Here is a 23,866-nt window from a genome sequence, read left to right on the forward strand (position 1 = left end):
GGTTGCCCGGACGGCCGAAGCTCACTCGACCGGGGGGTGTGGGCTCACATGTTGACGGGTTCAGCCCTTGAAGGCCTCACGGGCCAGCAGACCCGTGTCGGGCTGGTCGGTGAAGACGCCGTCGATGCCGGTCGCGAAGTACGTCTTGTACGCGCCGAAGACGTCACCGTAGGCGTCCGCGTCCGTGCCCTTGCGGAAGTTCGCGGGCAGGAAGGGGTTTTCGTTGCGCATGGTGTACGGGTGCAGGATCAGGCCCACCCGGTGCGCGTCGGAGACGAGTGTCGTCGGCTTGGTGAGGTTGCCCTGGGCGTCGCGCGGGATGACCAGGTCCAGGGTCGGGCCGATGCCCTGCGCGTAGGAGGCGATCTCCCGCAGTCCGGCCGGCTTGACCAGGTCGGCGACCGTGCGCGGGTCGCCGGACTCGACGAAGTCCCAGGGGCGGGAGCCCGCCGAGGACAGCAGGACGACCAGCGGGTTGTCGACGATCTTGTGCAGGCGCTGGATGCTGGTCGGCTCGAAGGACTGGAGGATGACCGGGGAGGTGCGCCGGTCCTTGCGGTACTTGCGCAGCAGCTTGGCGACGCGCTCCTCCAGCGGCAGGCCCTGCCGGCGGAAGTACGTGGGGTGCTTGAGCTCGGGGTAGATCCACACCTGCTTGCCGCGCTTGCGGGTCTGCTCGTCCTGCCAGCGCAGGACCTCTTCGAAGGTGGGGATCTCCCAGCGCCCGTTGTAGAGCGTGTTGTGCGGGCGGTTGGCCGGGATGCGCTCGACCGCGCGCAGCGTCTTCAGCTCGGCGAGCGTGAAGTCCTCGGTGAACCAGCCGGTGGTGGAGACGCCGTCGAGCAGCTTGGTCTTCTTGCGGTCGGCGAACTCGGGGTGGTCGGCGACGTCCGTGGTGCCGCCGATCTCCGGCTCGTGACGGCACACCAGGTGCCCGTCCTTCGTGGGTACCAGGTCGCCGGCCTCGACGATGTCGGCGCCCATGTCCAGGGCCAGCTGGTACGAACCGAAGGTGTGCTCCGGGCGGTAGCCGCTTGCGCCGCGGTGGCCGATGATCGTCGGCTTGGGCAGGCTCCCCGGTCCGCCACCGTGCCGGGTGCCGTCGGCACGCGCCGTGCCGGCCATGCCGAGGACCGCTCCGCCGGCGCCGAGCACCGCCGCACCGAGCAGCGCCCGCCGTCCGGTACCGCTCGTTTCTTCGTTCGACTCCTGCGTTCCCATGAGCGCCCTCCCTGCCGTTCGGCTCGTCAGTGCGGGCCGATCGTAGGGGCGCGTACATGACTGGTGGGAGACCCCGGGCCGAACACGCGGGTGACGTCGGATGTCGTAGTGGCTGGTGGGGAGGATGAGTTGACGGTCCGTCGCGTCCGGCTCGATTCGGCCCGGCCGTTCTGGGAACGCGTGCGGTGGGCCCGGGGCGATGTGTGTCACATCGTGTCGGCCGCGTTACGCACCCCCGGCGGCACGCCACCGCAGGTAAACACGCGTCAACACTGCGTAAGGCCTCGGTGAAGTCGCCGTGCCCGATGTGCGCGATGCCCTGGGCCACGAGTATCGTCCTCACCTGCACAGACTCATACAGAACCCCTTGACACCGGAGGGCCCGTTGTCCCGCTTCGCGCTCATCAAGGCAGTGCTCGGCCCGATCATGCGCCTGATGTTCCGCCCACAGGTGGAGGGCGCGGAGCACATTCCCGGCGATGGCCCGGTCATCCTGGCCGGCAACCACCTGACGTTCATCGACTCGATGGTCCTGCCGCTGGTCTGCGACCGTCAGGTCGTCTTCATCGGCAAGGACGAGTACGTGACCGGGAAGGGCCTCAAGGGCCGGCTGATGGCCTGGTTCTTCACCGGCGTCGGCATGATCCCGGTGGATCGTGACGGTGGCCGGGGCGGTGTCGCCGCGCTGATGACCGGGCGGCGGGTGCTGGAGGAAGGCCGCATGTTCGGCATCTACCCGGAGGGGACGCGGTCGCCTGACGGGCGGCTGTACCGGGGGCGGACGGGGATCGCCCGGCTGACCCTGATGACGGGTGCGCCCGTGGTGCCCTTCGCCATGATCGGAACGGACAAGCTCCAGCCGGGCGGGGCGGGGCTGCCGCGTCCCGGCAAGGTCACCGTGCGGTTCGGTGAGGCGATGGAGTTCTCCCGGTACGAGGGGATGGACCGGGACCGGTATGTGCTGCGGGCCGTGACCGACTCGGTGATGACCGAGGTCATGCGGCTGTCCGGGCAGGAGTACGTGGACATGTACGCGAGCAAGGCGAAGGAAGCGGCGTAGGTTTTCCGGGGCGCCGGCGGGCTCGGGTTGCCGCGGACCGTGGGCGGCTGCGGGTGAGTGGGGGCCGGTCGCGCAGTTCCCCGCGCCCCTGAGGGCACGACCCCAGGGGCGTTCGCTGCATGGGCCCCGCGCCCCTGAGGGCACACGACCCCAGGGGCGTCCGTCGCGTAGCTCCCGCGCCCCTGAGGGCAAGGGCACGACCCCAAGGGCGTTCGCCGCGTAGCCCCCGCGCCCCTGAGAGCACGACCCCAAGAGCGTGCGCCGCGTAGACCCCGCGCCCCTGAGGGCGTGGACCTCACGGGTGTTTCGTGCCGCCGCCTTCCAGCTTCTGGCCCCGGAGCAGGAACCACGCCGCCACCGCCGCCGCCAGCAGGACCACCGCTCCCACGCCCGCGGCGAGTGCCAGTCCGTCGACGAAGGACGTGCGGGCCGCGTCCAGCATCGCGGCGGCGCTGTCGGCGGGCATGCCCGCTGCCGCCTCGACGGCGCCGCCCAGTGACTCGTGGGCCGCGGCCGGTGTGCCCGCGGGACCGGTGAAGTCGCGGTAGACGCCGGTCACGATCGAGCCGAGCGCGGCGATGCCGAGTGCGGCACCGAGTTCGTACGCCGTTTCGGACACCGCGGACGCGGAGCCCGCCTGCTCCTTGGGCACGCTGGAGAGGATCACGTCGGCGGTCACGGTGAACGAGAAGCCGGCGCCGACGCCGACCACCAGCAGCGCGGTCCCGAGCAGCGGGTAGCCGGTGGACTGGTCGAGCACCGTGAGCGCCGCCAGAGCCAGGCCTATGGCCGCGAGGCCTCCGGAGACGACGGTCCGCACCGACAGGCGCCGGGCCGCACGCCCCGCGATCAGTCCGGCCACCACCGCGCCGATCGCCGCGGGCAGTTCGGCCAGCCCGGCCTCGAACGGGCGCCTGCCCTGGACGAGTTGCAGATACTGGGACAGGAAGAACACCAGCCCGGACAGGCCGAGGATGGTCAGCAGGTCGGCCAGCACCGCCCCGCTGAAGCCGCGGTTGCGGAACAGCCGCATGTCCAGCAGCGGCGTCGGCAGCCTGAGCTGACGGCGGACGAACCCGTACAGGGCGGCCGCGCCCAGCAGGCCGGCGGCCAGGGTGCTCCACGCGAAGCCGTGGGTGGCGGCCTCCTTGATCGCGTACACGACGCCGATCATGCCGACCAGCGACAGCACGACGCTGGCCAGGTCCCACGGGCCGGGGTTCGCGGTGCGCGACTCGGGCAGCAGCTTGATCCCGACGAGGACCAGCACGACCATCACGGGCAGGTTGATCAGAAAGACCGAGCCCCACCAGAAGTGCTCCAGCAGGAACCCGCCGACGATCGGGCCGAGCGCCGTACCGGCGGAGGCGGTGGCGCCCCAGATGCCGACGGCGAGGCTGCGCTCGCGCGGGTCGTGGAAGAGGTTGCGGATCAGGGCGAGCGTGGCGGGCATCAGGGTCGCACCGGCGACGCCGAGCAGCGCCCGCGCGACGATCATCATCTCGGGGGTGGTGGCGTAGGCGTTGAAGACGGATATCGCGCCGAACGCCGTGGCACCGACCAGCAGGATCCGCTTGCGGCCGATCCGGTCGCCGAGGCTGCCCATGGAGACGAGCAGACCGGCGATGACGAAGGAGTAGACGTCGCCGATCCAGAGCAACTGGGTGCCGGAGGGCTTCAGGTCCTCGCTGATGTAGGGGGTCGCGAGACCGAGGACGGTCGCGTCGACGGCCACCAGCAGAACGGCGAGCACGAGCACGCCGAGCGCGAGCCAGCGGCCCGGGCGCTGCACCGCCTCGGTCGTCTTCGCCGCCTGCAGGGTGCTGGTCATGATTCCTCTCTCTGTGGTTCGTCTCGCCGCAGCGCGCCGCCGAGCAGCAGCTCGACGATCATGTGCTGGAAGTCCTTGGGGGCGCCCTTGCCGCTCTGCACTATCCAGGCGCCGGAGGCCAGCAGGCCGTACAGCGCCTCGGTGAGCCAGGCGGGCGTGAGGTCGATGCGGAACTCGCCGCTGAGCTGGCCGCGCCGGAACAGGGCGGAGATCCGGTCGTCTATCAGGGTCCAGCCCGCGTTCAGCTCCTCACCCTCGAACAGCTGGTTCTCGGAGTAGAGGAACGCGAGCAGCCCGGCGGCGGGCTCGATGGCTCCGACCAGCCGGCGTACGGCCTCACTCGCCGCGCCCTCGTCGAGCCGGGCGGCGTCCAGCGCGGCCTCGCACTCCGCGATGCCCAGCGACTCCAGCGCGCGGACGAGGGCGTCCCGTCCGGCGAAGTGGCGGTGCAGCGTGGCCCGGCTGATGCCGGCGGCCTTCGCGACCTCGTCCATGGTCGCGGTGGATTTGCGGGTCAGCAGGGCCGCGGCGGCGCGCAGCACATGCTCAGGATCGACAGCCATGAGACAAGCATAGGCCATATGAGACATGAATGTCTCACCCGGGGCATGTGTGACTCACGGCTGGCGTGCTGGTGTGCGTGACGGGGCGATCAGTGCCAGGGCAGCTGCGCGCGCCGCTCCCAGTACGCGTGCGGCTCCTCCACCAGCGTGGCGAGGCGGGTCAGCTGGTCGTCGTCGAGGTCGACGACCGCCGCGTGCAGGTTGGAGGCGAGCTGGTTGGTGGTGGCCGCTCCGGACAGGACGACACCGGCCCAGGGCTGACGCAGGATCACGGCCAGGGCGACGGCGTCGCAGCCCAGCCCGGTCCGCTCGGCGATCTCCTTGACCAGGTCCGGGGCGTGCGGCCCGGCGAGCCGGCCGTTGGCCATGCCCTCCTTGACGATCACGGTGAGTCCGGCGTCGTGCGCCTCGGCGAGGGCGGGGGCGGCGGAGGTCTCCAGCGCGTTGTACGTCGACTGCACGGTACGGAAGAGGGGTTCGCCGTCGACCGTCACGGCGAGGGCGGCGCGGATCGCGTCGGCCTGGGCGGGGCCGCTGGTGGAGAAGCCGACGGTGAGGCCCTGCGCGGCGGCTTCCGCGAGCTTCGCGTGCAGTTCCTTGTCGGTGAGGGCCGGGCTGTCCGGGGTCACCGAGTGGATCTGGTAGAGGTCGAGCAGGTCGCCGAGCAGCGTCTCGCTCTCCGCGCGCTGCCGTTCGTAGGTGGCGAGGGTGTGGTCCTTGACCTCGTGCTTCTCGGCGTCCGTCGACCAGTCGGCGGTGTAGGTGTAACCCCACTTGCTGCCCACGACGATGTCGCGGAAGGCCGGCCTCGCCTTGAGCCAGTCGGCGAGGAACTCCTCGGAGCGGCCGTAGGAACGGGCGACGTCGAAGTAACGGACGCCCTGGGCGTAGGCGGCGTCGAGGAGTTCATGGGTGCGGGTGCGCAGCGTCTCGACGCTGCGGTCCTCTCCGAGATCTTGGTCCCGTCCGAGGTTGATATAGCCGGGGCGCCCCACGGCGGCGAGGCCCAGTCCGATGTGGCAGGTGGGGGTCGTTGCGGTTGCCAGTCGAGCGAAGGGCATCGCGGGCTCCGTTGGGTCGGGTCCGGTACGGCTTCCGACCAACGTACCCGCGATGACCTTCGACTCTCGCTCTCAGAGCTCGGTTCGAGCGGTGCTTCGGCGAGTGCGGGTGCGTCGTGGCTTGTCGCGCAGTTCCCCGCGCCCCTAAAGGGCGCTTCCCTTGGCCACCGCCCACTCGTGCTGGTCCGCCACGTCGGCCTTCACCTCGGCCAGCTGGACGGCGACCGCGCTCGGGGCCGTGCCGCCCCTGCCGTTGCGGGAGGCCAGGGCGCCGTGGACGTTGAGGACCGTGCGGACCTCGGGGGTCAGATGGGCGGAGATCTTGGCGAACTGGTCGTCCGTCAGCTCGTCCAGCTCCTTGCCCTCGCCCTCTGCGACCTTCACGCACTCGCCGGCGACCTCGTGGGCCACGCGGAACGGGACGCCCTGCTTGACCAGCCACTCGGCGATGTCCGTGGCGAGGGAGAAGCCGGCCGGGGCCAGTTCCTCCATGCGCTCGCGGTGGACGGTGAGGGTGGCCATCATGCCGGTGAAGGCCGGGAGGAGGACCTCCAACTGGTCGATGGAGTCGAAGACCGGCTCCTTGTCCTCCTGGAGGTCGCGGTTGTACGCGAGCGGGAGGGCCTTGAGCGTGGCCATCAGGCCCGTCAGGTTGCCGATCAGGCGGCCCGACTTGCCGCGGGCCAGCTCCGCGATGTCCGGGTTCTTCTTCTGCGGCATGATCGACGAGCCCGTCGAGAACGCGTCGTGCAGGGTCACGAAGGAGAACTCCTTCGTGTTCCAGAGGATGACCTCCTCGGCGATCCGGGAGAGGTTGACCCCGATCATCGCCGTGATGAACGCGAACTCGGCGACGAAGTCGCGGGAGGCCGTGCCGTCGATGGAGTTGCCGGCCGAGCCGTGCTCGAAGCCGAGGTCCTTCGCCACCGCCTCCGGGTCCAGCCCGAGGGAGGAACCCGCCAGGGCGCCCGAGCCGTAGGGCGAGACCGCCGTACGCGCATCCCACTGCCGCAGCCGCTCCGCGTCCCGGGAGAGGGACTGGACGTGGGCCAGGACGTGGTGCGCGAAGAGGACGGGCTGGGCGTGCTGGAGGTGCGTACGGCCGGGCATCGCCACGTCGGGGTGGGCCTCGGCCAGGCCGATCAGCGCGTCCTGGAGCTCGGCGATCAGGCCGCCGACGATCCGGGCGTGGTCGCGCAGGTACATGCGGAAGAGGGTCGCGACCTGGTCGTTGCGGGAACGGCCCGCGCGCAGCTTGCCGCCGAGGTCGGGGCCGAGACGCTCCAGGAGGCCGCGCTCCAGGGCGGTGTGGACGTCCTCGTCGGCGATCGTGCCCACGAAGGAACCGTCGGCGACGTCCGCCTCCAGCTGGTCCAGCCCGGCGATCATGCGGGTCAGCTCGTCGTCCGTGAGCAGGCCCGCCTTGTGCAGCACGCGCGCGTGGGCACGCGAACCGGCGATGTCGTACGGCGCGAGCCGCCAGTCGAAGTGGACGGACGCGGACAGCTTCGCCAGGGCCTCGGCGGGACCGTCGGCGAAACGACCGCCCCAGAGCCGGACGTCACCGCTGTTGCTGCTCACCTGCGTGCTCCTCAAGGGGTGTGGATGCGCCTCCGTCATGCATGAGTATGCAGAACTCTGCATGATTCGTCAATTCAGTGGGGCCGTGGGGCGGTTTCCGGTCAGGAGAGAGGAATTTGAAGATCCTTTGAACGCGGGAAACCGCTTACCCGTACCTCTCGCCGAACGCAGGCGCCGCGTTACGACACCGACGACACCCCGACCCCTAGTGAGGCATCCGCATGTCCAGGGCTCTTCCGAAGTACAACAAGCGTCGCGTCACGTTCATCGGCGGCGCCGCCGCGGTGGCACTGTCCGGCACGGTGATCGCCGGCTTCGCCCTCGCCGGGGAGGGCTCCAAGAGCAACGGGACCAGCGCCCGGACACTCGCGAGCCCCGGCACGATCACCTGCCCGGACGTCAGGTCGAAGCTCCCTGCGGTCCCCGCCTCCGCCAAGGCCGAGGTCGACCGCAACCTGACCCTGCTCAACACGCAGATCCAGGAAGCCAACAAGCGCCTGGTCGACACCGTGGGCCAGGGCGGCCCGAACTTCGTCCAGAACGCCATCCTCGGCCCGCTCAAGGACAAGCGCGTCGCCACCGTCAACCGCATCGCCACCGCCATCGGCCGCACCGCCGCCAAGCCGCAGGGCCTGGACTCCCTGGCCGCCTGCGCACTCAACGGCGCGGGCACCAACGCGGGCGGCGGCGCGGCCGGCAAGCCGCAGGCGGGCGGAAACACCGGGAACGCTGGGAACGCTGGGAACGCTGGGAACGCCGGCAATACGGGGAACACCGGCAATGCCGGGAATGCGGGCAACGGCGGCGGGGCCGCCGCAGGCACGATCACCTGCCCGGACGTCAGGTCGAAGCTCCCTGCGGTCCCCGCCTCCGCCAAGGCCGAGGTCGACCGCAACCTGACCCTGCTCAACACGCAGATCCAGGAAGCCAACAAGCGCCTGGTCGACACCGTGGGCCAGGGCGGCCCGAACTTCGTCCAGAACGCCATCCTCGGCCCGCTCAAGGACAAGCGCGTCGCCACCGTCAACCGCATCGCCACCGCCATCGGCCGCACCGCCGCCAAGCCGCAGGGCCTGGACTCCCTGGCCGCCTGCACGCTCAACAAGTGAGGTGACAGGCGCTGTGGCCGCCCCGTGGGAGCGCCGGCCGGGGCGGCCACGGACGACGCCTGCTCGCGGGATCCGGCAGAGGTGACCGGATCCCGCAATTCCTTAGACCGTCGAAAGGTCTGCGACCATAATCGCTCGACATGGGAAAGACTTATGAGCGCATAGACGGCCGGCTCCGCACGTTCATCGAGGCGCAGCCGGTCTTCTTCACCGCCACCGCGCCCCTGGCCGCCGATGGCACGGTCAACCTCTCCCCCAAAGGCCTCTCGGGCTCCTTCGCGGTGCTCGACGAGCTCACGGTGGCCTACCTCGACTTCGCCGGTTCCAACGCCGAGACGATCGCCCATCTGCGGGAGAACGGGCGGATCACCCTGATGTGGTGCGCCTTCCAGGGCCCGCCGAACATCGTCCGCGTGCACGGCAGGGGTGAACCGGTCTTCCGCGACGACCCCCGTTTCGGGGAACTGCTCGCGCACTTCCCGGACATCGACCCGGCGCGGCACGGTCTGCGCGCGATCATCGTCGTCACCGCCGAACTCGTGCGCGACACCTGTGGCTACGGAGTGCCCTTCATGGCGTACGAGTCGGACCGCGATCTGCACGGCAAGCGTTTCGCCCGCGAGGACGACGCGTCGCTCAGTGCCTACTTCACCAAGAAGGAGCACATCGCCACCAGCCTGGACGGACTACCCGGGCTGCCGTTGCCGCTGCCGCCCTCTACCGTCTGAGGCATGCGCCCCGGTGCCGTCGCCCTCGCCGTCTCCTCCCTGATCGCGCTCGGCGCCGGGCCGCCCACCCCCTCGCCGCCGCTGCCGGCCCGGATGGCGGACACCGGCGGCGGCACCCAGCTGATCACCGCGGTGGCCCCGAAGCGGGCCTCGACGACGGGCACGGTCACCTGGTGGGACCGCACGGACGGACGCTGGGTGAAGAGGGGTTCCGCGCCCGCCCGCTTCGGAGCGAACGGACTCGTCGAGGGCGCCCGTCGCACGCAGGGCACCAACACCACGCCCACCGGCCTCTACGGCCTGCCGTACGCCTTCGGCATCAAGGCGGCGCCGCGCGGCACGGCGTACACCTACCGCCGGGTGCACCAGGACTCCTGGTGGTGCCAGGACAACGGCTCCCGCTCCTACAACCGCTGGAGCGAGCCGCGTGCGGCCGACTGCCGGGCCGCCGAGTCCGAGCACCTGATCACGTATCGCGCGCAGTACGCGCACGCGCTCGTCATCGGCTTCAACTACGAGCGTCCCGTGCGGGGGCGCGGCGCGGGCATCTTCCTCCATGTCAACGGGCGGGGTGCGACGGCCGGTTGTGTCTCCGTCTCCGAGGAGGCCATGCGGCGGATCCTCGTCTGGGCCGACCCCGCGCGGCGGCCGCACATCGCCGTGGGGACGCAGAGCGGGAGCACGGCGCTCACTCGCCTGTGACGGGACGCCGGCCTGGTGAGTGTTACCAACGGTCACTCCTGTCCGCACACGACTCGGCACGCGGCTGAACACTCCCGTGTCGCGGCACGTATCTGTGGGCCAAGGGTCAAGTCCCCACGGAGGAACCGTGACCACCACGCTCGCAGGCGGCCGTGCCGCCCGCCGCCAGACGATGCGCCGCATCCGCCCGCGCCGCTCCCCGGCCGTCCCGCTGCTGATCGCCCTGTGGGCCGGTGCGGCGGCCGTGCTGTGGCTGTGGTGGGACAACACACCGTCCCTCGCGGACAACACGAGCAAGATCCTGGCCGCGGGCCGGATCACCGGCCTGCTCGCCGGCTACCTCATGGCGCTCGTGGTGCTCCAGATGGCCAGGGTGCCCGCGCTGGAACGCCGGGTGGGCACCGACCGGGTCGCGCGCTGGCACGCCATGACCGGCCGCTACACGCTCTGTCTGGTCCTCGCCCACGTCTTCCTCACCATGTGGGGCTACGCCCTGCAGGCGGGCAAGACGCTCGGCGACATCGTCCAGCAGACGACCGACTCCATCAACCAGTTGCCGGACATGGGCAAGGCCGCCATCGGCACCGGTCTGCTGTTCCTCATCGGGATCCTCTCGATCGGCGGAGTCCGCCGCCTGATCGGGTACGACACCTGGTACCACGTGCACCTGCTCACGTACGCGTCGGTGTACATGACGTTCTGGCACCAGATCACGACCGGCAACGAGTTCGCCGTCGAGCCGACCGCGAAGACCTTCTGGTACGGGCTGTACGGCGTGGTGACCGCGCTGGTGCTCTGGTACCGGATCCTCACCCCGATCCGGCTGAACCTGAGGCACCGCATGCGGGTCGAGGCGGTCATCGAGGAGACCCCGGGGATCGTGTCCGTGCTGATCAGCGGGCGCAAGCTGCACCGGATGGGCGCGGAGGCCGGGCACTTCTTCCGGTGGCGGTTCCTGGCGCCGGGCATGCGCTTCAGCTCGCACCCCTACTCCCTGTCGGCGGCGCCCCGCCCGGACATGCTGCGGATCACCGTCAAGGCGATCGGCGACCACACCTCCCGGCTGCGTGATCTCGAACCCGGCACCAAGGTGTGGGCCGAGGGCCCGTACGGCGCGATGACCGCACAGCGCCGCAGCCGCGGCAAGGTGCTGCTGGTGGCGGGCGGTGTGGGCATCACCCCGATGCGGGCGCTGTTCGAGACGCTGCCGGGCGCGTCCGGTGACATCACCCTGCTCTACCGGGCCAACACCACGCAGGACCTGGCGCTGTGGGGCGAACTCGCCAAGATCGCCGACGAGCGCGGCGCCCGGCTGATGTACGCGGTCAACAGCCCGGAGGGGGAACGCCCCGACATCTCGGCGGAGTCCCTCCAGCGGAAGATCCCGGACATCGACAACCACGACGTCTTCATGTGCGGGCCGCCCGGCTTCGCGCAGTCGGTCTACGAGGCACTGCGCGGAGCGGGAGTACCCGCCCGCCGTATCCATCACGAGTCGTTCGAGATGTGAGCGACGGGACACCAACGGCCCTTCAGGAGCTTGAGAAACGATGAGGAAGAGTCATCCCGTCCGGCGTGCCGTGCTCGCCGGCGCAGCCACCGTCTCCGGGATCGTGCTGCTGCTGTCCCTGAAGCCGGCCTCCGACCCGGGTTCGGCCCAGGCGGCGGGCCAGGCGCCCCCCGCGGCGGCCGGGCAGGCCCCGCAGGGCGGCGTGAACGGCGCGGTCACCGGTGACGCGGCGCAGACGCAGTACGGCGCGGTGCAGGTCCGTCTGACGATGAGCAACGGCAAGATCACCCAGGCCGAGGCGGTCCAGGCGCCCAAGGGCGGCCGCAGCGACCAGATCACCGCCAGCTCGGTGCCGCGTCTGAACCAGGCGGCGGTGGCGGCGCAGAGCGCGGAGATCGACGCGGTCTCGGGCGCCACCTACACCAGCGCCGGCTACAAGAAGTCCCTGCAGTCGGCCCTGGACAAGGCGAAGGCGTCGGCCGGGGCACAGCAGGGCTCGGGCGGCGCGCAGACGCTGACCGGCGATGTCGCGCAGACGCAGTACGGCCCGGTGCAGGTGCGGGTGACGGTCGCGGGCGGCAAGATCACCAAGGCCGAGGCCGTCCAGGCTCCCAAGGGCGGCCGCAGCGACCAGATCACCTCCTCCTCCGTCCCCCGCCTCAACCAGGCGGCCGTCGCGGCCGGAAACGCGGACATCGACGCGGTGTCGGGCGCCACGTACACGAGCGCCGGCTACAAGAAGTCGCTCCAGTCGGCACTGGACAAGGCTCCGGCCGGGGGCGGCTCCTCGCAGGCCGCGGGTTCGGGGGGCGGTGGCCAGGCGGCGGGCTCGGGAGGTGGTCAGGCGGCGACGCAGACCCTCACCGGCAGCGTGGCGCAGACGCAGTACGGGCCGGTCCAGGTGCGGGTGACCGTCGCCGGCGGGAAGATCACCAAGGCCGAGGCGGTGCAGGCCCCCAAGGGCGGCCGCAGCGACCAGATCACCTCCTCCTCCGTTCCCCGCCTCAACCAGGCGGCCGTCGCGGCCGGAAACGCGCAGATCGACGCGGTGTCCGGGGCGACGTACACGAGCGCCGGATACAAGCAGTCCCTCCAGTCGGCGCTGGACCAGGCCGGTGGCTGACACGGTGGCCGACCCCGCACAGGCTCCCGCCGCGGTGCGTCATGCCGAGGAGACGATGGGGACCGTCTTCTCCTTCGACGTCCGCGGCGGGGAACCGGCCGCCGTGCGCGCGGCCCTGGACGAGGCCGTCGCCGGGCTGCACCGGGTCGACGAGGTGTTCAGCACGTACCGCGAGGACAGCCAGATCTCACGGCTGCAGCGCGGGGAGGTGACCGTCGCGGAGTGCGATCCCGAGGTCGCCGAGGTGCTGGAACTGGCCGCCGAGGCCGAGCGGCTGAGCGACGGCTGGTTCAGCACGTCGTATCAGGGCCGCCTCGATCCGACCGGCATCGTCAAGGGCTGGGCGGTCGAGCGGGCGGCGCGGCGGCTGGCGGACGTGCCCGGGGTGATCGGAGTGAGCCTCAACGGCGGCGGGGACGTGCAGCTGCTGGGGTCGCCGGGGCCGCAGCGGCCGTGGCGGGTGGGAGTGTCGGATCCGTTGCGGCCGGGAGGTCTCGCGGCGGTCGTCTCCGCGGCCGGGACGGCGGAACTGTCCGTGGCCACGTCCGGTACGGCGGAGCGGGGAGACCACATCGTCGATCCCCGTACGGGGCGTTCCGCGGTGACCGACCTGGTCGCCGTGACGGTGGTGGGCCCCCGGCTGACGTGGGTGGACTGCTGGGCGACGGCGGCGTTCGCGATGGGCTCGCGGGAAGGGCTGGCGTGGCTGGAGTCGCTGCCGGATGTGGAGGCGCTGTTGATCACGGCCGGGGACGAGGTGCGGTGCACCGGGGGCTTGGCTGCGAGGCTGGGGTGAGTTGAGGCGGGGGGCGGGGCGATCGCTCATCCCGCGCCGACGGGTGCCGCCGCGCCCACCCGTGCCGCCCCCGGCGGCACGCATGCCCGCAGCCGGGGCATACGCCCTCAGGGGCGCGGGGAACTGCGCGAACGGCCACAGCGCACCCGCACACAGACACCCGCCCGCACCGCTACGGCCCTCAGGGGCGCGGGGAACTGCGCGATCAGCCACTGCTCACCCGCACCCGAACGACGAGCCTCAGTGCCCGTTCTGCGCCAGCCTCAGCAGATGATCCGCCAGCGCCTGCCCCCCATCGGGGTTCCTGCTGATCAGCATCAGCGTGTCGTCACCCGCGATCGTCCCCAGGATGTCGTGCAGCTCGGCCTGGTCGATCGCCGAGGCCAGGAACTGCGCCGCCCCCGGAGGGGTACGCAGCACCACGAGGTTCGCCGAGGCCTCCGCGGAGATCAGCAGCTCCTGCGAGAGCCGCCGCATCCGCTCCTCCTTCGCCGACCCGCCCAGCGGCGCCCGGGGCGTACGGAACCCGCCCTCGCTGGGCACCGCGTAGATCAGGTCGCCATCGGCGTTGCGGATCTTCACCGCGTTCAGTTCGTCCAGGTCCCGGCTGAGCGTCGCCTGCGTGACGCTCAGCCCGTCGTCGGCGAGCAGCTTCGCCAGCTGGCTCTGCGAGCGGACCGGCTGCCGGTTGAGGATGTCCACGATCCGGCGGTGGCGGGCGGTGCGGGTCTGCGGCACGGCGGGCCCGTTCGCCCCCGGCTGCTCGTGGTCCTGCGCCTGACTCATCGTCGTCTCATTCCCCGGATCGTCCGTCCCCGCTCACTGCCTGGAGGATGCCGGGCAGCGCCCCGAGGAACGCGTCCACCTCGTCGTCGCCGAGGTTCAGCGGCGGCATCAGCCGGACGACGTCGGGGGCGGGCACGTTCACCAGGAATCCGGCCTCCTGAGCCGCCTGGCGCAGCTGGGGCGCGAGCGGCTCGGTGAGCACGATACCCAGGAGGAGTCCCGTGCCCCGGACGAAATCGATCAACTGATGGCCGAGGCCCTCGATTCCGTCCAGCAACCTCTCGCTCTGCCGCTTGACGTTCTCCAGCAACCCCTCGTTCTCGATGGTGTCGAGGACGGCGAGCCCGGCGGCGCACGCGACGGGGTTGCCGCCGAAGGTCGTGCCGTGCTGGCCGGGCTGGAGCAGGTCGGCCGCACGGCCGAAGGCGACGGTGGCGCCGAGCGGCAGCCCGCCGCCGAGCTGCTTGGCGAGGGTGACGATGTCGGGCAGGACGCCCTCGTGGGCCTGGTACTCGAACCAGTGCCCGGTCCGGCCGATGCCGGTCTGCACCTCGTCGAGGACCAGGAGCGCCCCCGTCGCGGCGGTGATGGCCCGGGCGGCCTTGAGGTAGCCGGCCGGCGGGACGACGACGCCGAGCTCGCCCTGGATCGGCTCCAGGATGACGAGCGCCGTCTCCTCGGTGACGGCGGCGGCCAGGGCCTGCGCGTCGCCGAAGGGCACGTGGGTGACGTCGCCGGGCAGCGGCAGGAACGGCTCGCGCTTGCCGGCCTGGCCGGTCATCGCCAAGGCGCCCATGGTCCGCCCGTGGAAGGCGCCCTCGGTGGCGACGATGTGGGCCCGGCCGGTCAGCCGGCCGATCTTGAAGGCGGCCTCGTTGGCCTCGGCGCCGGAGTTGCAGAAGAAGACCTTGCCGTCCCGGCCGAAGAGGCGGAGCAGCCGCTCGGCGAGGGCGACGGTCGGCTCGGCCATGAAGAAGTTGGAGATGTGGCCGAGGGAGCCGATCTGGCGGCTCACGGCCTCGACGACCGCCGGGTGGGCGTGGCCGAGGGCGTTGGTGGCGATGCCGCCGACGAAGTCGAGGTAGGAGGTGCCGTCGGCGTCCCAGACGCGGGTGCCCTCGCCGCGTACCAGGGGCAGCAGCGGAGTGCCGTAGTTGTTCATGAGCGCGCCTTGCCACCGCTCGGCGTACTCCTGATGGGCGGTCATACGGCTTCCCCCTCTTGCTCGTCGGGCACGACCATCGTGCCGATGCCCTCGTCGGTGAAGATCTCCAGCAGGATCGAGTGCTGGACCCGGCCGTCGATGACGCGGGCGGTGGTCACGCCGTTGCGCACGGCGTGCAGGCAGCCCTCCATCTTCGGCACCATGCCGGACGACAGGTCCGGCAGCAGCCGCTCCAGCTCTGCGGCCGTGAGGCGGCTGATCACCTCGTCACTGTGCGGCCAGTCCTCGTAGAGGCCCTCGACGTCCGTGAGGACCATGAGGGTTTCGGCGTCCAGTGCAGCAGCGAGTGCCGCAGCCGCCGTATCAGCATTGACGTTGTAGACATGTCCGTCGTCCTGGGAGCGGGCGATCGAGGAGACGACCGGGATGCGGCCGTCGGCGAGCAGGGCCTCGATCGCGCCGGTGTCGATGGCGGTGATCTCGCCGACCCGGCCGATGTCGACCAGTTCGCCGTCGATCTCGGGCTGGTGCTTGGTGGCGGTGATGGTGTGCGCGTCCTCGCCGGTGAGGCCGACGGCGAGCGGCCCGTGCTGGTTGAGCAGCCCGACCAGTTCGCGCTGGACCTGTCCGGCGAGCACCATCCGTACGACGTCCATGGCGTCCTCGGTGGTCACCCTGAGGCCCGCCTTGAACTCGCTGACGATGCCGTGCTGGTCGAGGGCGGCGCTGATCTGCGGACCGCCACCGTGCACCACGACGGGCTTGAGACCGGCGTGGTGCAGGAACACGACGTCCTGGGCGAAGGCGGCCTTCAGGTCCTCGTCGATCATGGCGTTGCCGCCGAACTTGATGACGACCGTCTTGCCGTTGTGCCGGACCAGCCAGGGCAGCGCCTCGATGAGGATCTGCGCCTTGGGCAATGCCGTGTGTTTACGGGTCGTGGAATGTCGCTCGTCTGAGTGATTGACCGTCATAGCCGACTTTCGGAAAGATCTCGGATCAGCCGCCGGGCGGGCGGTGCTGGCCTGCGGAGGCGACGTAAGACTCATCGCGGACTAGTCCGGGGCGAGCTGGCGCCAGTGAAACAGGAACCCTCGTCGGCGACGACGAGGACCCGCGACAACCAAGCGGGCACGTCAAGACGAGTACGCGCTGTTCTCGTGGACATAGTCGGCCGTCAGGTCGTTGGTCCAGATCACCGCTGACTCACTGCCTGCCGCGAGGTCCGCTGTGATGCGGACCTCGCGGTAGCGCATGTCGACCTTGTCGCGGTCCTCGCCGACTCCGCCGTTCTTGCAGACCCAGACGCCGTTGATGGCGACGTTGAGCCGGTCGGGCTCGAAGGCGGCCTGCGTGGTGCCGATCGCGGAGAGCACCCGGCCCCAGTTGGGGTCCTCGCCGTGGATGGCGCACTTGAGGAGGTTGTTGCGGGCGATGGAGCGGCCAACCTCGACGGCGTCGTCCTCGGACGCGGCGTTGATCACCTCGACCTTGATGTCCTTGCTGGCGCCCTCGGCGTCCCGGATGAGCTGCTGGCCGAGGTCGTCGCAGACCTGCCGTACTGCCTCGGCGAACTCCTCGTATTCCGGGGTGACTTCGGCGGCGCCGGAGGCGAGCAGCAGCACGGTGTCGTTGGTGGACATGCAGCCGTCGGAGTCGACCCGGTCGAAGGTCGTGCGGGTGGCGTCGCGCAGGGCCTTGTCGAGCAGCTCGTCGTCGAGGGCGGCGTCGGTGGTGAGGACGACGAGCATGGTGGCGAGGCCGGGGGCGAGCATGCCCGCGCCCTTGGCCATGCCGCCGACGGTCCAGCCGTCCTTGGTGACGACGGACGTCTTGTGGACGGTGTCGGTGGTCTTGATGGCGATCGCGGCCTTCTCACCGCCGTGCTCGGAGAGCTGGGCCGCGGCCGTCTCCACGCCGGGGAGCAGTTTGTCCATGGGGAGCAGGACGCCGATGAGGCCGGTCGAGCAGACGGCCACCTCGATGGCGCCCCGCCCGAGGACCTCGGCGGCCTTCTCGGCGGTCGCGTGGGTGTCCTGGAAGCCCTTGGGGCCCGTACAGGCGTTGGCACCACCGGAGTTGAGGACGACGGCGGACACCTGGCCGCTCTTCAGCACCTGCTCGGACCACAGGACCGGCGCGGCCTTCACACGGTTGGAGGTGAACACGCCGGCGGCGGCGCGGCGGGGGCCGGTGTTGACCACGAGGGCCAGGTCGGGGTTGCCGTTCTCCTTGATCCCGGCGGCGATGCCCGCCGCCGTGAATCCCTTTGCTGCCGTCACACTCACGGCGCAACTCCGATCGTCGTCAGTCCGGTGGTCTCGTCGAGACCCAGGGCGATGTTCATGCTCTGGACGGCACCGCCCGCGGTGCCCTTGGTGAGGTTGTCGATGGCGCTGATCACGATGATCCGTCCGGCGGCCGCGTCGTGCGCGACCTGCACCTGAACGGCGTTCGAACCGTAGACGGACGCCGTGGCGGGCCACTGCCCCTCGGGAAGCAGGTGCACGAACGGCTCGTCGGCGAAGGCCTTCTCGTAGGCGGCGCGCAGGGACTCGCCCGTGACGCCCTCGGCGGCCTTGGCACTGCAGGTGGCGAGGATCCCGCGCGGCATCGGCGCGAGGGTCGGGGTGAAGGACACCGTGACCGGTGTACCGGCGGCCGCGCTGAGGTTCTGGGTGATCTCGGGGGTGTGCCGGTGCCCGCCGCCGACGCCGTAGGGGGACATCGACCCCATGACCTCGCTGCCCAGCAGGTGTGGCTTGGGCGCCTTGCCCGCGCCGGAGGTGCCGGACGCGGCGACGATCACGGCCTCGGGCCCGGCCAGGCCGGCCGCGTACGCCGGGAAGAGGGCCAGGGAGACGGCGGTCGGGTAGCAACCGGGCACCGCGACGCGCTTGGACCCCTCCAGCGCGGCGCGGGCACCCGGCAGTTCGGGAAGGCCGTAGGGCCAGGTTCCGGCGTGCGGCGAGCCGTAGAACTGCTCCCAGGCGGCGGCGTCCGTCAGCCGGAAGTCGGCCCCCATGTCGATCACCAGCACGTCCGGGCCGAGCTGCTCGGCGACGGCGGCGGACTGCCCGTGCGGCAGCGCGAGGAAGACGACGTCGTGACCCGCGAGGACCTCGGGGGTGGTCTCCTGGAGCACTCGGCCGGCCAGGGGCAGCAGGTGCGGCTGGAGCGCACCGAGCTTCTGCCCCGCGTTCGAGTTGCCGGTCAGGGCACCGATCTCGACCTCGGGGTGCGCCAGGAGCAGACGCAGCAGTTCCCCGCCCGCGTACCCACTCGCTCCGGCCACTGCCGCACGTACCGCCATGGATCCTCCTCCTTAGAGGGCATGACTATACGTTTCGATGCACGTTTATGCAATCTCATTCATGGGCGGCACGACGGCCGGACGACGGCCCCGGAAACCGGCTTTGTCCTGGCCATGACCACAGGTTAAGGTCCCGTGGCACATTTCACAGGGGATTCACGGCGGGTGGGGGGACATGGCCGAGGAAATCGACGCGCCCATGACGAGAACGAGCGCATGGGGGCAGGCGCTCGCGGCGGTGGCGCTGGTGGGGGCGCTCGGCGCGGGCTTCTGGGGGCTCGCGAAGACGTCGGCCGCGGAGAGCGAGCCGAAGCCCGCCACCTGCTCCGACGGGGAGACTCCGGCACCGAAGGGCAAACGCCTGACCGGCGCGCAGCTGTGCGAGGCGCTGAACCGGCCGGACCTGGCCGCACTACTGGGCACGCCGACGGAGATCGCGAAGACCGCATCCGGCAGCGACAGTTCCTTCGGGTCCCCCGGCGGCAAGAAGATCGCCACCCCGCAGGCGCAGGTCGAGTTCGAGACGTACACCGTGACGCTCGCGGCGACCTACGACGGTCTGCCGGTGGCCGGGTCGGAGGCGCTGCTCGGAAGCGACGCCCGCCCGCAGAAGATGCTGGGCCGCCCGGGGGTCCTCTACTCGGACCGCACCATCGAGATCCGCTTCCGCCTCGACGGCGGCGACGCCGACAGCGGCCCCGGTGTTCCGGCCCGGGCCCTCACTGTCGCCCAGGACACGAAGGACCGCGGCGGTTCCGTCGACGTCACCCTGTGGCGCGCGGACGGAGGCGTGCCGGAGGATGAAGTGCTGCTGCGCGTCGCGGAGAGGGTGCTGCAGACGCTCCCGGGGTGGAGGTCGCGCGGGTGAGCCCGCGCCGGATCGAGGCCTACGGGGTGGCGTGAGCGGGCCTACGGCACGCACGCCCCTGGGCGCCGACCCTGCTGCGGGCGGGCAGTGACGGGGTGCGCGCCCACCGCCGCGCGGTGCACAGCAAGTGCTGGGGCAGTTCCTGCATCTGGGTCGAGGACTCGTGCGTACGGTCCGACAGCGGCTGCGGGACCCTGTGGACCTGGTCCCGCAACGGCCTCTGCTACGGGTGAGAGGACACGGTGGGCCGCCGTCCCGGATGACGGCGGCCCCCGCGCGTCCCGCTATCTCTGCTTGATCCGCAGGAACGTGACGGAGTTCGCCGGGAAGGTGTACGTGAACTTCCCGGCCACGCCCCGGAAGGTGGACGTCACCGGCGTCACCGGCGAGTCCGTCTCCGTGTTGACGGCGTCCTCCTCGGCGGCCAGCGTGGTCACGCGGGCCGTGGAGGCGACCTTCGCGCCACCCAGGTCGACGGCCGTGCGGGCCTCGGCGGACTGGGCGTTGACGACCTTGACGATCAGGTCACCGGTCTTGGCGTCCTTGGTCACGACCTGGCGGAACGGCTCGGCCGGCTTGTCGTCCTTGAAGCTGCCCCACTCCTTGCCGTCCAGGAACAGGGTGACCTGGCGGCCGCGCACCTTGATGTCGATGTCGTAGGCCCGGCCCGTCTCGATCGACCCGGCCTTCGTCATCAGGGTGCCCTTGCCGCCGTCCACGGCCTGCTCGATCGCGGACTGGGTGTTGTTCCAGCCGCCCAGGTTCCACCAGTAGTAGTTGCCGGTGTCCTTGACGCCGAAGGCGACGAGGAAGCCCTCCTTGCCGGACTTCTTGGTGGCCTTCACATGCAGGTCGTAGTCCTTCCAGGCCGGGTCGCCCGCCGTGACCAGGGTGTTCTCGGCGGCGGTGTCGGTCTGGACGTAACTCCCGTCCTGGACGCTCCAGCTTCCCCGGCCGCCGGTGGTCCACTTCGAGGCGTCACCGGAGAAGTCGTCGGCCAGCAGCGTCGAGCCGTCCGCCGAGGTCACCTTCACGTCGTCGTACGCGGCGCTGGTCGCCCACGTCGACAGGCCGACGGCACCGGTGATGGGACCGCTGACGTCCGGGGTCCCGGTGGCCTTGGAGGGGACCACGCGGTCGCCGACGTTGTTCATGAACAGCTTCTGGACCTCGTAGTTGGCCGAGTTCCACGAGGCCCGGTTGTTGAACCAGATCATGTCCGGCCGCCACTGGACGTAGTCCTCGTTGGCCAGCAGCGGGGCGTACGAGGCCAGCTTGACGATGTCCGCGTTGCGCTCCAGGCCGGTCATGAAGGCGGCTTCGGAGAGGCCGTTCTTCCAGGCGTTGCCCTGCGAGGCGTACTCACCGAGGAAGACCTTGGGACCCTTGCGGTCGTAGGAGTCGTAGCGGTCGTTGTTCTGCAGGAACCAGTTCGGGCTGTTGTAGTAGTGCTCGTCGACCATGTCGACCTTGCCCTCGCGGTTCAGCTGCCAGGCGGTGTCGAAGGTCGAGCCGGCGTCGTCCGGGCCGGAGTTGGAGATGACGGTGATGTCCGGGTACTTCGCCTTGATGGCGGTCCGGAACTGCTCGAAGCGGGCGAAGAACTCCTCGGGGAGGTTCTCCTCGTTGCCGACTCCGAGGTGGGTCAGGTGGAAGGGCTTGGGGTGGCCCATCCGCGCGCGGACCTTGCCCCACTTCGAGGTCGCCGGGCCGTTGGCGAACTCGATGAGGTCGAGGGTGTCCTGGATGTGGCGCTTGAGCAGGGCGTCGTCGTCGGTGGCCTTGTTCTGGCCGCAGCCGGTCACCAGGGCGGGGACGACGGGCAGCGGCATGGCGCCGATGTCCTCGGAGAAGCGGAAGTACTCGTAGTAGCCGAGGCCGTAGCTCTGGTTGTAGCCCCAGAAGTTGGCGTTGGTGGCGCGCTCCTCGACCGGGCCTACGGTGTCCTTCCACTGGTAGCTGCGCTTGCGCTGCCAGTTCGAGGCCTCGCTGTAGTCCTCCATGGAGCCGGTGTTGACCAGGCAGCCGCCGGGGAAGCGCACGAAGCCCGGCTTCAGGGCGGCGATCTTCTCGGCGAGGTCCTTGCGCAGGCCGTTCGGCTGGTTCTTGTACGTCTCGCGCGGGAACAGCGACACCTCGTCGAGCGCGGCGGTGTTCGTCGAGGCGACGGCGAGCCGTCCGCGGTTGCTCGTGCGGGTCGCCGTGAACGTGGCCTTGTGCTTGGCCCAGCCTCCCTTCACGGCGACCTGGCGGGCCGTGGCGAGGCTGCCCGATGCGTCCTTCAGAGAGACGGTGAGCGTGCTGCCGCTCTCGGCACGGGCCCACACGGAGAAGTCGTACCGCTTGCCCTGCTCGACCCTGATTCCGGTGTTGTAGCCGGCGTTCGTGACGGACGAACCGGCACCCAGGGAGAGGTAGTTGCGGTTGCGTTCGTTGAGCCGCCCGGCGTCGTTCACGACCTGGGCCGTGCCGCCGACCGTCCAGGAGGTCAGGGGCGTGTAGGAGCCGTTGTCGGCGGTGGAGTACTCGAAGGAGCGGTTCTGCACGAGCTCGGCGTACAGACCGCCGTCGGCGGCCCGGTTGATGTCCTCGAAGAAGACGCCGTACATCGTGTCGTCGATCGCGGCGCCCTTCGCGGACGGGTCGACGGTGATCTCGTAGTCGGTGACGTCCTCGGCGTGCGCGGGGGCCGGTATGAGGGCCGCTGCCGTCAGGAGGGCGGTGGTCGTGAGACCCAGTCTCCATCGGGTGCGGGCGGCGGTGCTTGGCATGGATACTCCGCGGCTCTCTGGTAGAGGAGTGTTCGAAATATCAGACGTTGATCAGCACTTCGAACGGCAAGATAGGGAGGGGGCGCATGCGCGTCAATGGGTCGCGCAGCAACGGCTGGGACGGAGAGCGGGGCAGGATGGGCGAGTTCTGGCCAGTGCCGGATGTACTGGCGTATCTGGCCGGGCGCTGGCGGGTGTCACGGTCGGTGCGGGATCTCGCGAGCGGCGCGGCAGGGGAGTTCACCGGAACCACCGAGTTCCGCACGGAGGAGACCGGCGGGTTGCTGCACCACGAGTCCGGCACCTTCGTCTGGCAGGGCGTCGCCCGGCCCGCGGAGCGGACGCTGACGTTCCTGCCCGGCCCGGGCGGCACGGCGGACGTGCGGTTCGCCGACGGACGGCCGTTCCACGACCTGGACCTGACGTCCGGCCGGCATGCCGCCGACCATCCCTGTTCGGCGGACCTCTACCGCGGCGAGTTCACCGTCCGCGACATGGACCACTGGCGGACGGTCTGGCGCGTCCGCGGCCCCGCCAAGGACCTGGTGCTGCGGACCGACTACGCGCGCGAAGGCTGAGGCTGAGCCCCGTCGAAGCGCAGGTTCCAGCGGCCCGCCCGACCCGTCAGAGAGGTCGTCGACAACGGGCGGACGTCGATGTTCCAGTACGTCGACGGTGGTGCCTTCAGGGCGTACACCAGGGCCGCCCGGATCACGGACGGCTCGGCCACCGCCACGACGCGGCAGCCGTCCTCGACGGGCCGGGTGTCGAGCCAGCCGCCGACGCGGGTGATGAAGTCGACCAGCGACTCACCGCCGTGCGGTGTGGCGCGCGGGTCGGCGAGCCAGGCGTCCACGGCATCCGGCTCCCGGGCCATCGCCTCGCCCAGGGTCAGCCCGCGCCACCGGCCCATGTCGCAGTCGCGCAGGCCGAGCTGCACCAGGGGCGCGTACCCGAGCCCCTCCCCCGTCGCCCGGCTGCGCGGAGTCGGCGAGCAGTAGCGCAGTTCGGCCGCGGCGAGCGGCAGCAGCTCGCGGGCGACGCGCTCGACCTCGCCCCAGCCGGCCTGGTCCAGCGGCCGGTCGTCCTCGAAACGCTCGGCGAGCAGCGGAGAGCTGCGCGCGGCGGCGACGAACGTGACCCGAAGTGGCATGCCGCGATCGTGGGCGCAGCAAGTGCGCAGGTCAAGGGGTGTTACCTACGAGTTACCGAGGGTGCGCCGGCCTTCACTGGCCGAAGACGAGCACCATCCAGTGCTCGGGCCGCTCCAGACCGGCGAACCCGAGTTTCGCGTAGACCCCGTGCGCGTCGTGCGTGGCGAGGAGAACGCGCCGCACCCCGTACTGCCGCATCTCGTCCCGAACGGCGCCCACCAGCGCGCCCCCCACTCCCTTGCCGCGCACCGAGGGATCGACGTACACGTCGCACAGCCACCCGAAGGTCGCCCGGTCGGTGATCACCCGGGCGTACGCGACCTGCTCCCCCGACACCGTCTCGTACACGCCGAAGTTGAGCGACCCCTCGATCGCCCGGTCCTGCTTCTCACGCGGGCGCCCCAGCGCCCAGTACGCGTCGGTGGACAGCCAGTGGTGCACGCGCTCGCGGTCGACGCGGCCGGGGTCGGTGGAGATCTCGTAGCCCTCGGGCAGGCTCGGGGTGTCGGTCATGTTCGCGATGC

General features: G+C 70.7%; 22 protein-coding genes. 9 read left to right on the top strand and 13 right to left on the bottom strand.

The annotated features are described in order from the left end of the window. Positions 1–60: 60 nt before the first annotated feature. Positions 61–1,221 (bottom strand): glycerophosphodiester phosphodiesterase, encoded by a 1,161-nt coding sequence (locus AB0G20_RS27060; protein WP_361306734.1) that lies wholly within the window; start codon positions 1,219–1,221, stop codon positions 61–63. A gap of 385 nt (positions 1,222–1,606) precedes the next feature. Here AB0G20_RS27060 and AB0G20_RS27065 point away from each other — a divergent pair, with 385 nt between their 5' ends. Further along, on the top strand, positions 1,607–2,281 hold the full coding sequence (locus AB0G20_RS27065; protein WP_361306735.1) for a lysophospholipid acyltransferase family protein: 675 nt from the start codon (positions 1,607–1,609) through the stop codon (positions 2,279–2,281). Positions 2,282–2,576: 295 nt separating this feature from the next. On the opposite strand, the gene AB0G20_RS27070 is transcribed toward AB0G20_RS27065, so the two are convergent. The 4 genes from AB0G20_RS27070 to argH all read right to left on the bottom strand — a co-directional run bounded on the left by AB0G20_RS27070 (position 2,577) and on the right by argH (position 7,317). Then, positions 2,577–4,112, bottom strand: coding sequence for an MFS transporter (locus tag AB0G20_RS27070; protein WP_361306736.1), 1,536 nt, complete (start codon positions 4,110–4,112; stop codon positions 2,577–2,579). After that, positions 4,109–4,675, bottom strand: coding sequence for a helix-turn-helix domain-containing protein (locus tag AB0G20_RS27075; RefSeq protein ID WP_361306737.1), 567 nt, complete (start codon positions 4,673–4,675; stop codon positions 4,109–4,111). The genes AB0G20_RS27070 and AB0G20_RS27075 overlap by 4 nt, the downstream gene beginning before the upstream one ends. An 89-nt stretch (positions 4,676–4,764) precedes the next feature. After that, a complete protein-coding gene (locus tag AB0G20_RS27080; RefSeq protein ID WP_361306738.1) occupies positions 4,765–5,736 on the bottom strand; it encodes an aldo/keto reductase in 972 nt (323 codons plus the stop codon). A 144-nt stretch (positions 5,737–5,880) separates the two neighbouring features. Further along, positions 5,881–7,317, bottom strand: a complete 1,437-nt coding sequence (gene argH / locus AB0G20_RS27085; protein ID WP_361306739.1) for an argininosuccinate lyase — start codon at positions 7,315–7,317, stop codon at positions 5,881–5,883. Positions 7,318–7,538: 221 nt separating this feature from the next. Here argH and AB0G20_RS27090 point away from each other — a divergent pair, with 221 nt between their 5' ends. The 6 genes from AB0G20_RS27090 (at position 7,539) to AB0G20_RS27115 (ending at position 13,285) form a co-directional block, all read left to right on the top strand. Then, on the top strand, positions 7,539–8,426 hold the full coding sequence (locus tag AB0G20_RS27090) for a hypothetical protein (protein WP_361306740.1): 888 nt from the start codon (positions 7,539–7,541) through the stop codon (positions 8,424–8,426). Between the two features lie 140 nt (positions 8,427–8,566). Next, positions 8,567–9,154 (top strand): pyridoxamine 5'-phosphate oxidase family protein, encoded by a 588-nt coding sequence (locus tag AB0G20_RS27095; RefSeq protein ID WP_361306741.1) that lies wholly within the window; start codon positions 8,567–8,569, stop codon positions 9,152–9,154. Positions 9,155–9,157: 3 nt separating this feature from the next. Then, a complete protein-coding gene (locus tag AB0G20_RS27100) occupies positions 9,158–9,856 on the top strand; it encodes a L,D-transpeptidase family protein (RefSeq protein WP_361306742.1) in 699 nt (232 codons plus the stop codon). A 127-nt stretch (positions 9,857–9,983) separates the two neighbouring features. Continuing rightward, positions 9,984–11,366, top strand: a complete 1,383-nt coding sequence (locus tag AB0G20_RS27105) for a ferredoxin reductase family protein (protein WP_361306743.1) — start codon at positions 9,984–9,986, stop codon at positions 11,364–11,366. 40 nt (positions 11,367–11,406) lie between these two features. Then, entirely contained in the window at positions 11,407–12,489 is a 1,083-nt protein-coding gene (locus AB0G20_RS27110; protein ID WP_361306744.1) for an FMN-binding protein, read from the top strand. Continuing rightward, complete coding sequence (locus AB0G20_RS27115; protein WP_361306745.1) at positions 12,482–13,285, top strand: FAD:protein FMN transferase; 804 nt, start codon at positions 12,482–12,484, stop codon at positions 13,283–13,285. The genes AB0G20_RS27110 and AB0G20_RS27115 overlap by 8 nt, the downstream gene beginning before the upstream one ends. Before the next feature lie 240 nt (positions 13,286–13,525). Here AB0G20_RS27115 and AB0G20_RS27120 read toward each other — a convergent pair whose 3' ends face one another. The 5 genes from AB0G20_RS27120 to argC all read right to left on the bottom strand — a co-directional run bounded on the left by AB0G20_RS27120 (position 13,526) and on the right by argC (position 18,549). Then, complete coding sequence (locus AB0G20_RS27120; protein ID WP_104778708.1) at positions 13,526–14,071, bottom strand: arginine repressor; 546 nt, start codon at positions 14,069–14,071, stop codon at positions 13,526–13,528. A 7-nt stretch (positions 14,072–14,078) separates the two neighbouring features. Next, positions 14,079–15,278 carry an acetylornithine transaminase gene (locus AB0G20_RS27125; RefSeq protein WP_361306746.1) on the bottom strand — a complete coding sequence of 400 codons (1,200 nt, stop codon included), beginning with the start codon at positions 15,276–15,278 and terminating at the stop codon, positions 14,079–14,081. Further along, entirely contained in the window at positions 15,275–16,210 is a 936-nt protein-coding gene (argB, locus tag AB0G20_RS27130; RefSeq protein ID WP_361306747.1) for an acetylglutamate kinase, read from the bottom strand. Before argB ends, AB0G20_RS27125 begins: the two co-directional genes overlap by 4 nt. 162 nt (positions 16,211–16,372) lie before the next feature. Then, positions 16,373–17,524 (bottom strand): bifunctional glutamate N-acetyltransferase/amino-acid acetyltransferase ArgJ, encoded by a 1,152-nt coding sequence (gene argJ / locus AB0G20_RS27135; protein WP_361306748.1) that lies wholly within the window; start codon positions 17,522–17,524, stop codon positions 16,373–16,375. Further along, positions 17,521–18,549 (bottom strand): N-acetyl-gamma-glutamyl-phosphate reductase, encoded by a 1,029-nt coding sequence (argC, locus tag AB0G20_RS27140; protein WP_361306749.1) that lies wholly within the window; start codon positions 18,547–18,549, stop codon positions 17,521–17,523. Before argC ends, argJ begins: the two co-directional genes overlap by 4 nt. 199 nt (positions 18,550–18,748) lie before the next feature. On the opposite strand from argC, the gene AB0G20_RS27145 reads away from it, so the two are divergent. Further along, complete coding sequence (locus AB0G20_RS27145) at positions 18,749–19,417, top strand: DUF6215 domain-containing protein (RefSeq protein WP_361306750.1); 669 nt, start codon at positions 18,749–18,751, stop codon at positions 19,415–19,417. Positions 19,418–19,701: 284 nt separating this feature from the next. On the opposite strand, the gene AB0G20_RS27150 is transcribed toward AB0G20_RS27145, so the two are convergent. Continuing rightward, a complete protein-coding gene (locus AB0G20_RS27150) occupies positions 19,702–22,188 on the bottom strand; it encodes an alpha-L-arabinofuranosidase C-terminal domain-containing protein (RefSeq protein ID WP_361306751.1) in 2,487 nt (828 codons plus the stop codon). A gap of 137 nt (positions 22,189–22,325) precedes the next feature. On the opposite strand from AB0G20_RS27150, the gene AB0G20_RS27155 reads away from it, so the two are divergent. After that, on the top strand, positions 22,326–22,766 hold the full coding sequence (locus AB0G20_RS27155; RefSeq protein ID WP_361306878.1) for a DUF6314 family protein: 441 nt from the start codon (positions 22,326–22,328) through the stop codon (positions 22,764–22,766). Here AB0G20_RS27155 and AB0G20_RS27160 read toward each other — a convergent pair. Together AB0G20_RS27160 and AB0G20_RS27165 are read right to left on the bottom strand one after the other, a co-directional pair. After that, complete coding sequence (locus AB0G20_RS27160; protein ID WP_361306752.1) at positions 22,748–23,341, bottom strand: histidine phosphatase family protein; 594 nt, start codon at positions 23,339–23,341, stop codon at positions 22,748–22,750. The two genes, AB0G20_RS27155 and AB0G20_RS27160, sit on opposite strands and share 19 nt — an antisense overlap. Positions 23,342–23,414: 73 nt before the next feature. Further along, positions 23,415–23,855, bottom strand: coding sequence for a GNAT family N-acetyltransferase (locus AB0G20_RS27165; RefSeq protein WP_361306753.1), 441 nt, complete (start codon positions 23,853–23,855; stop codon positions 23,415–23,417). Between the last annotated feature and the right edge of the window lie 11 nt (positions 23,856–23,866).

The sequence above is a fragment of the Streptomyces sp. NPDC024017 genome (assembly GCF_040638895.1).
GTDB lineage: Bacteria > Actinomycetota > Actinomycetes > Streptomycetales > Streptomycetaceae > Streptomyces.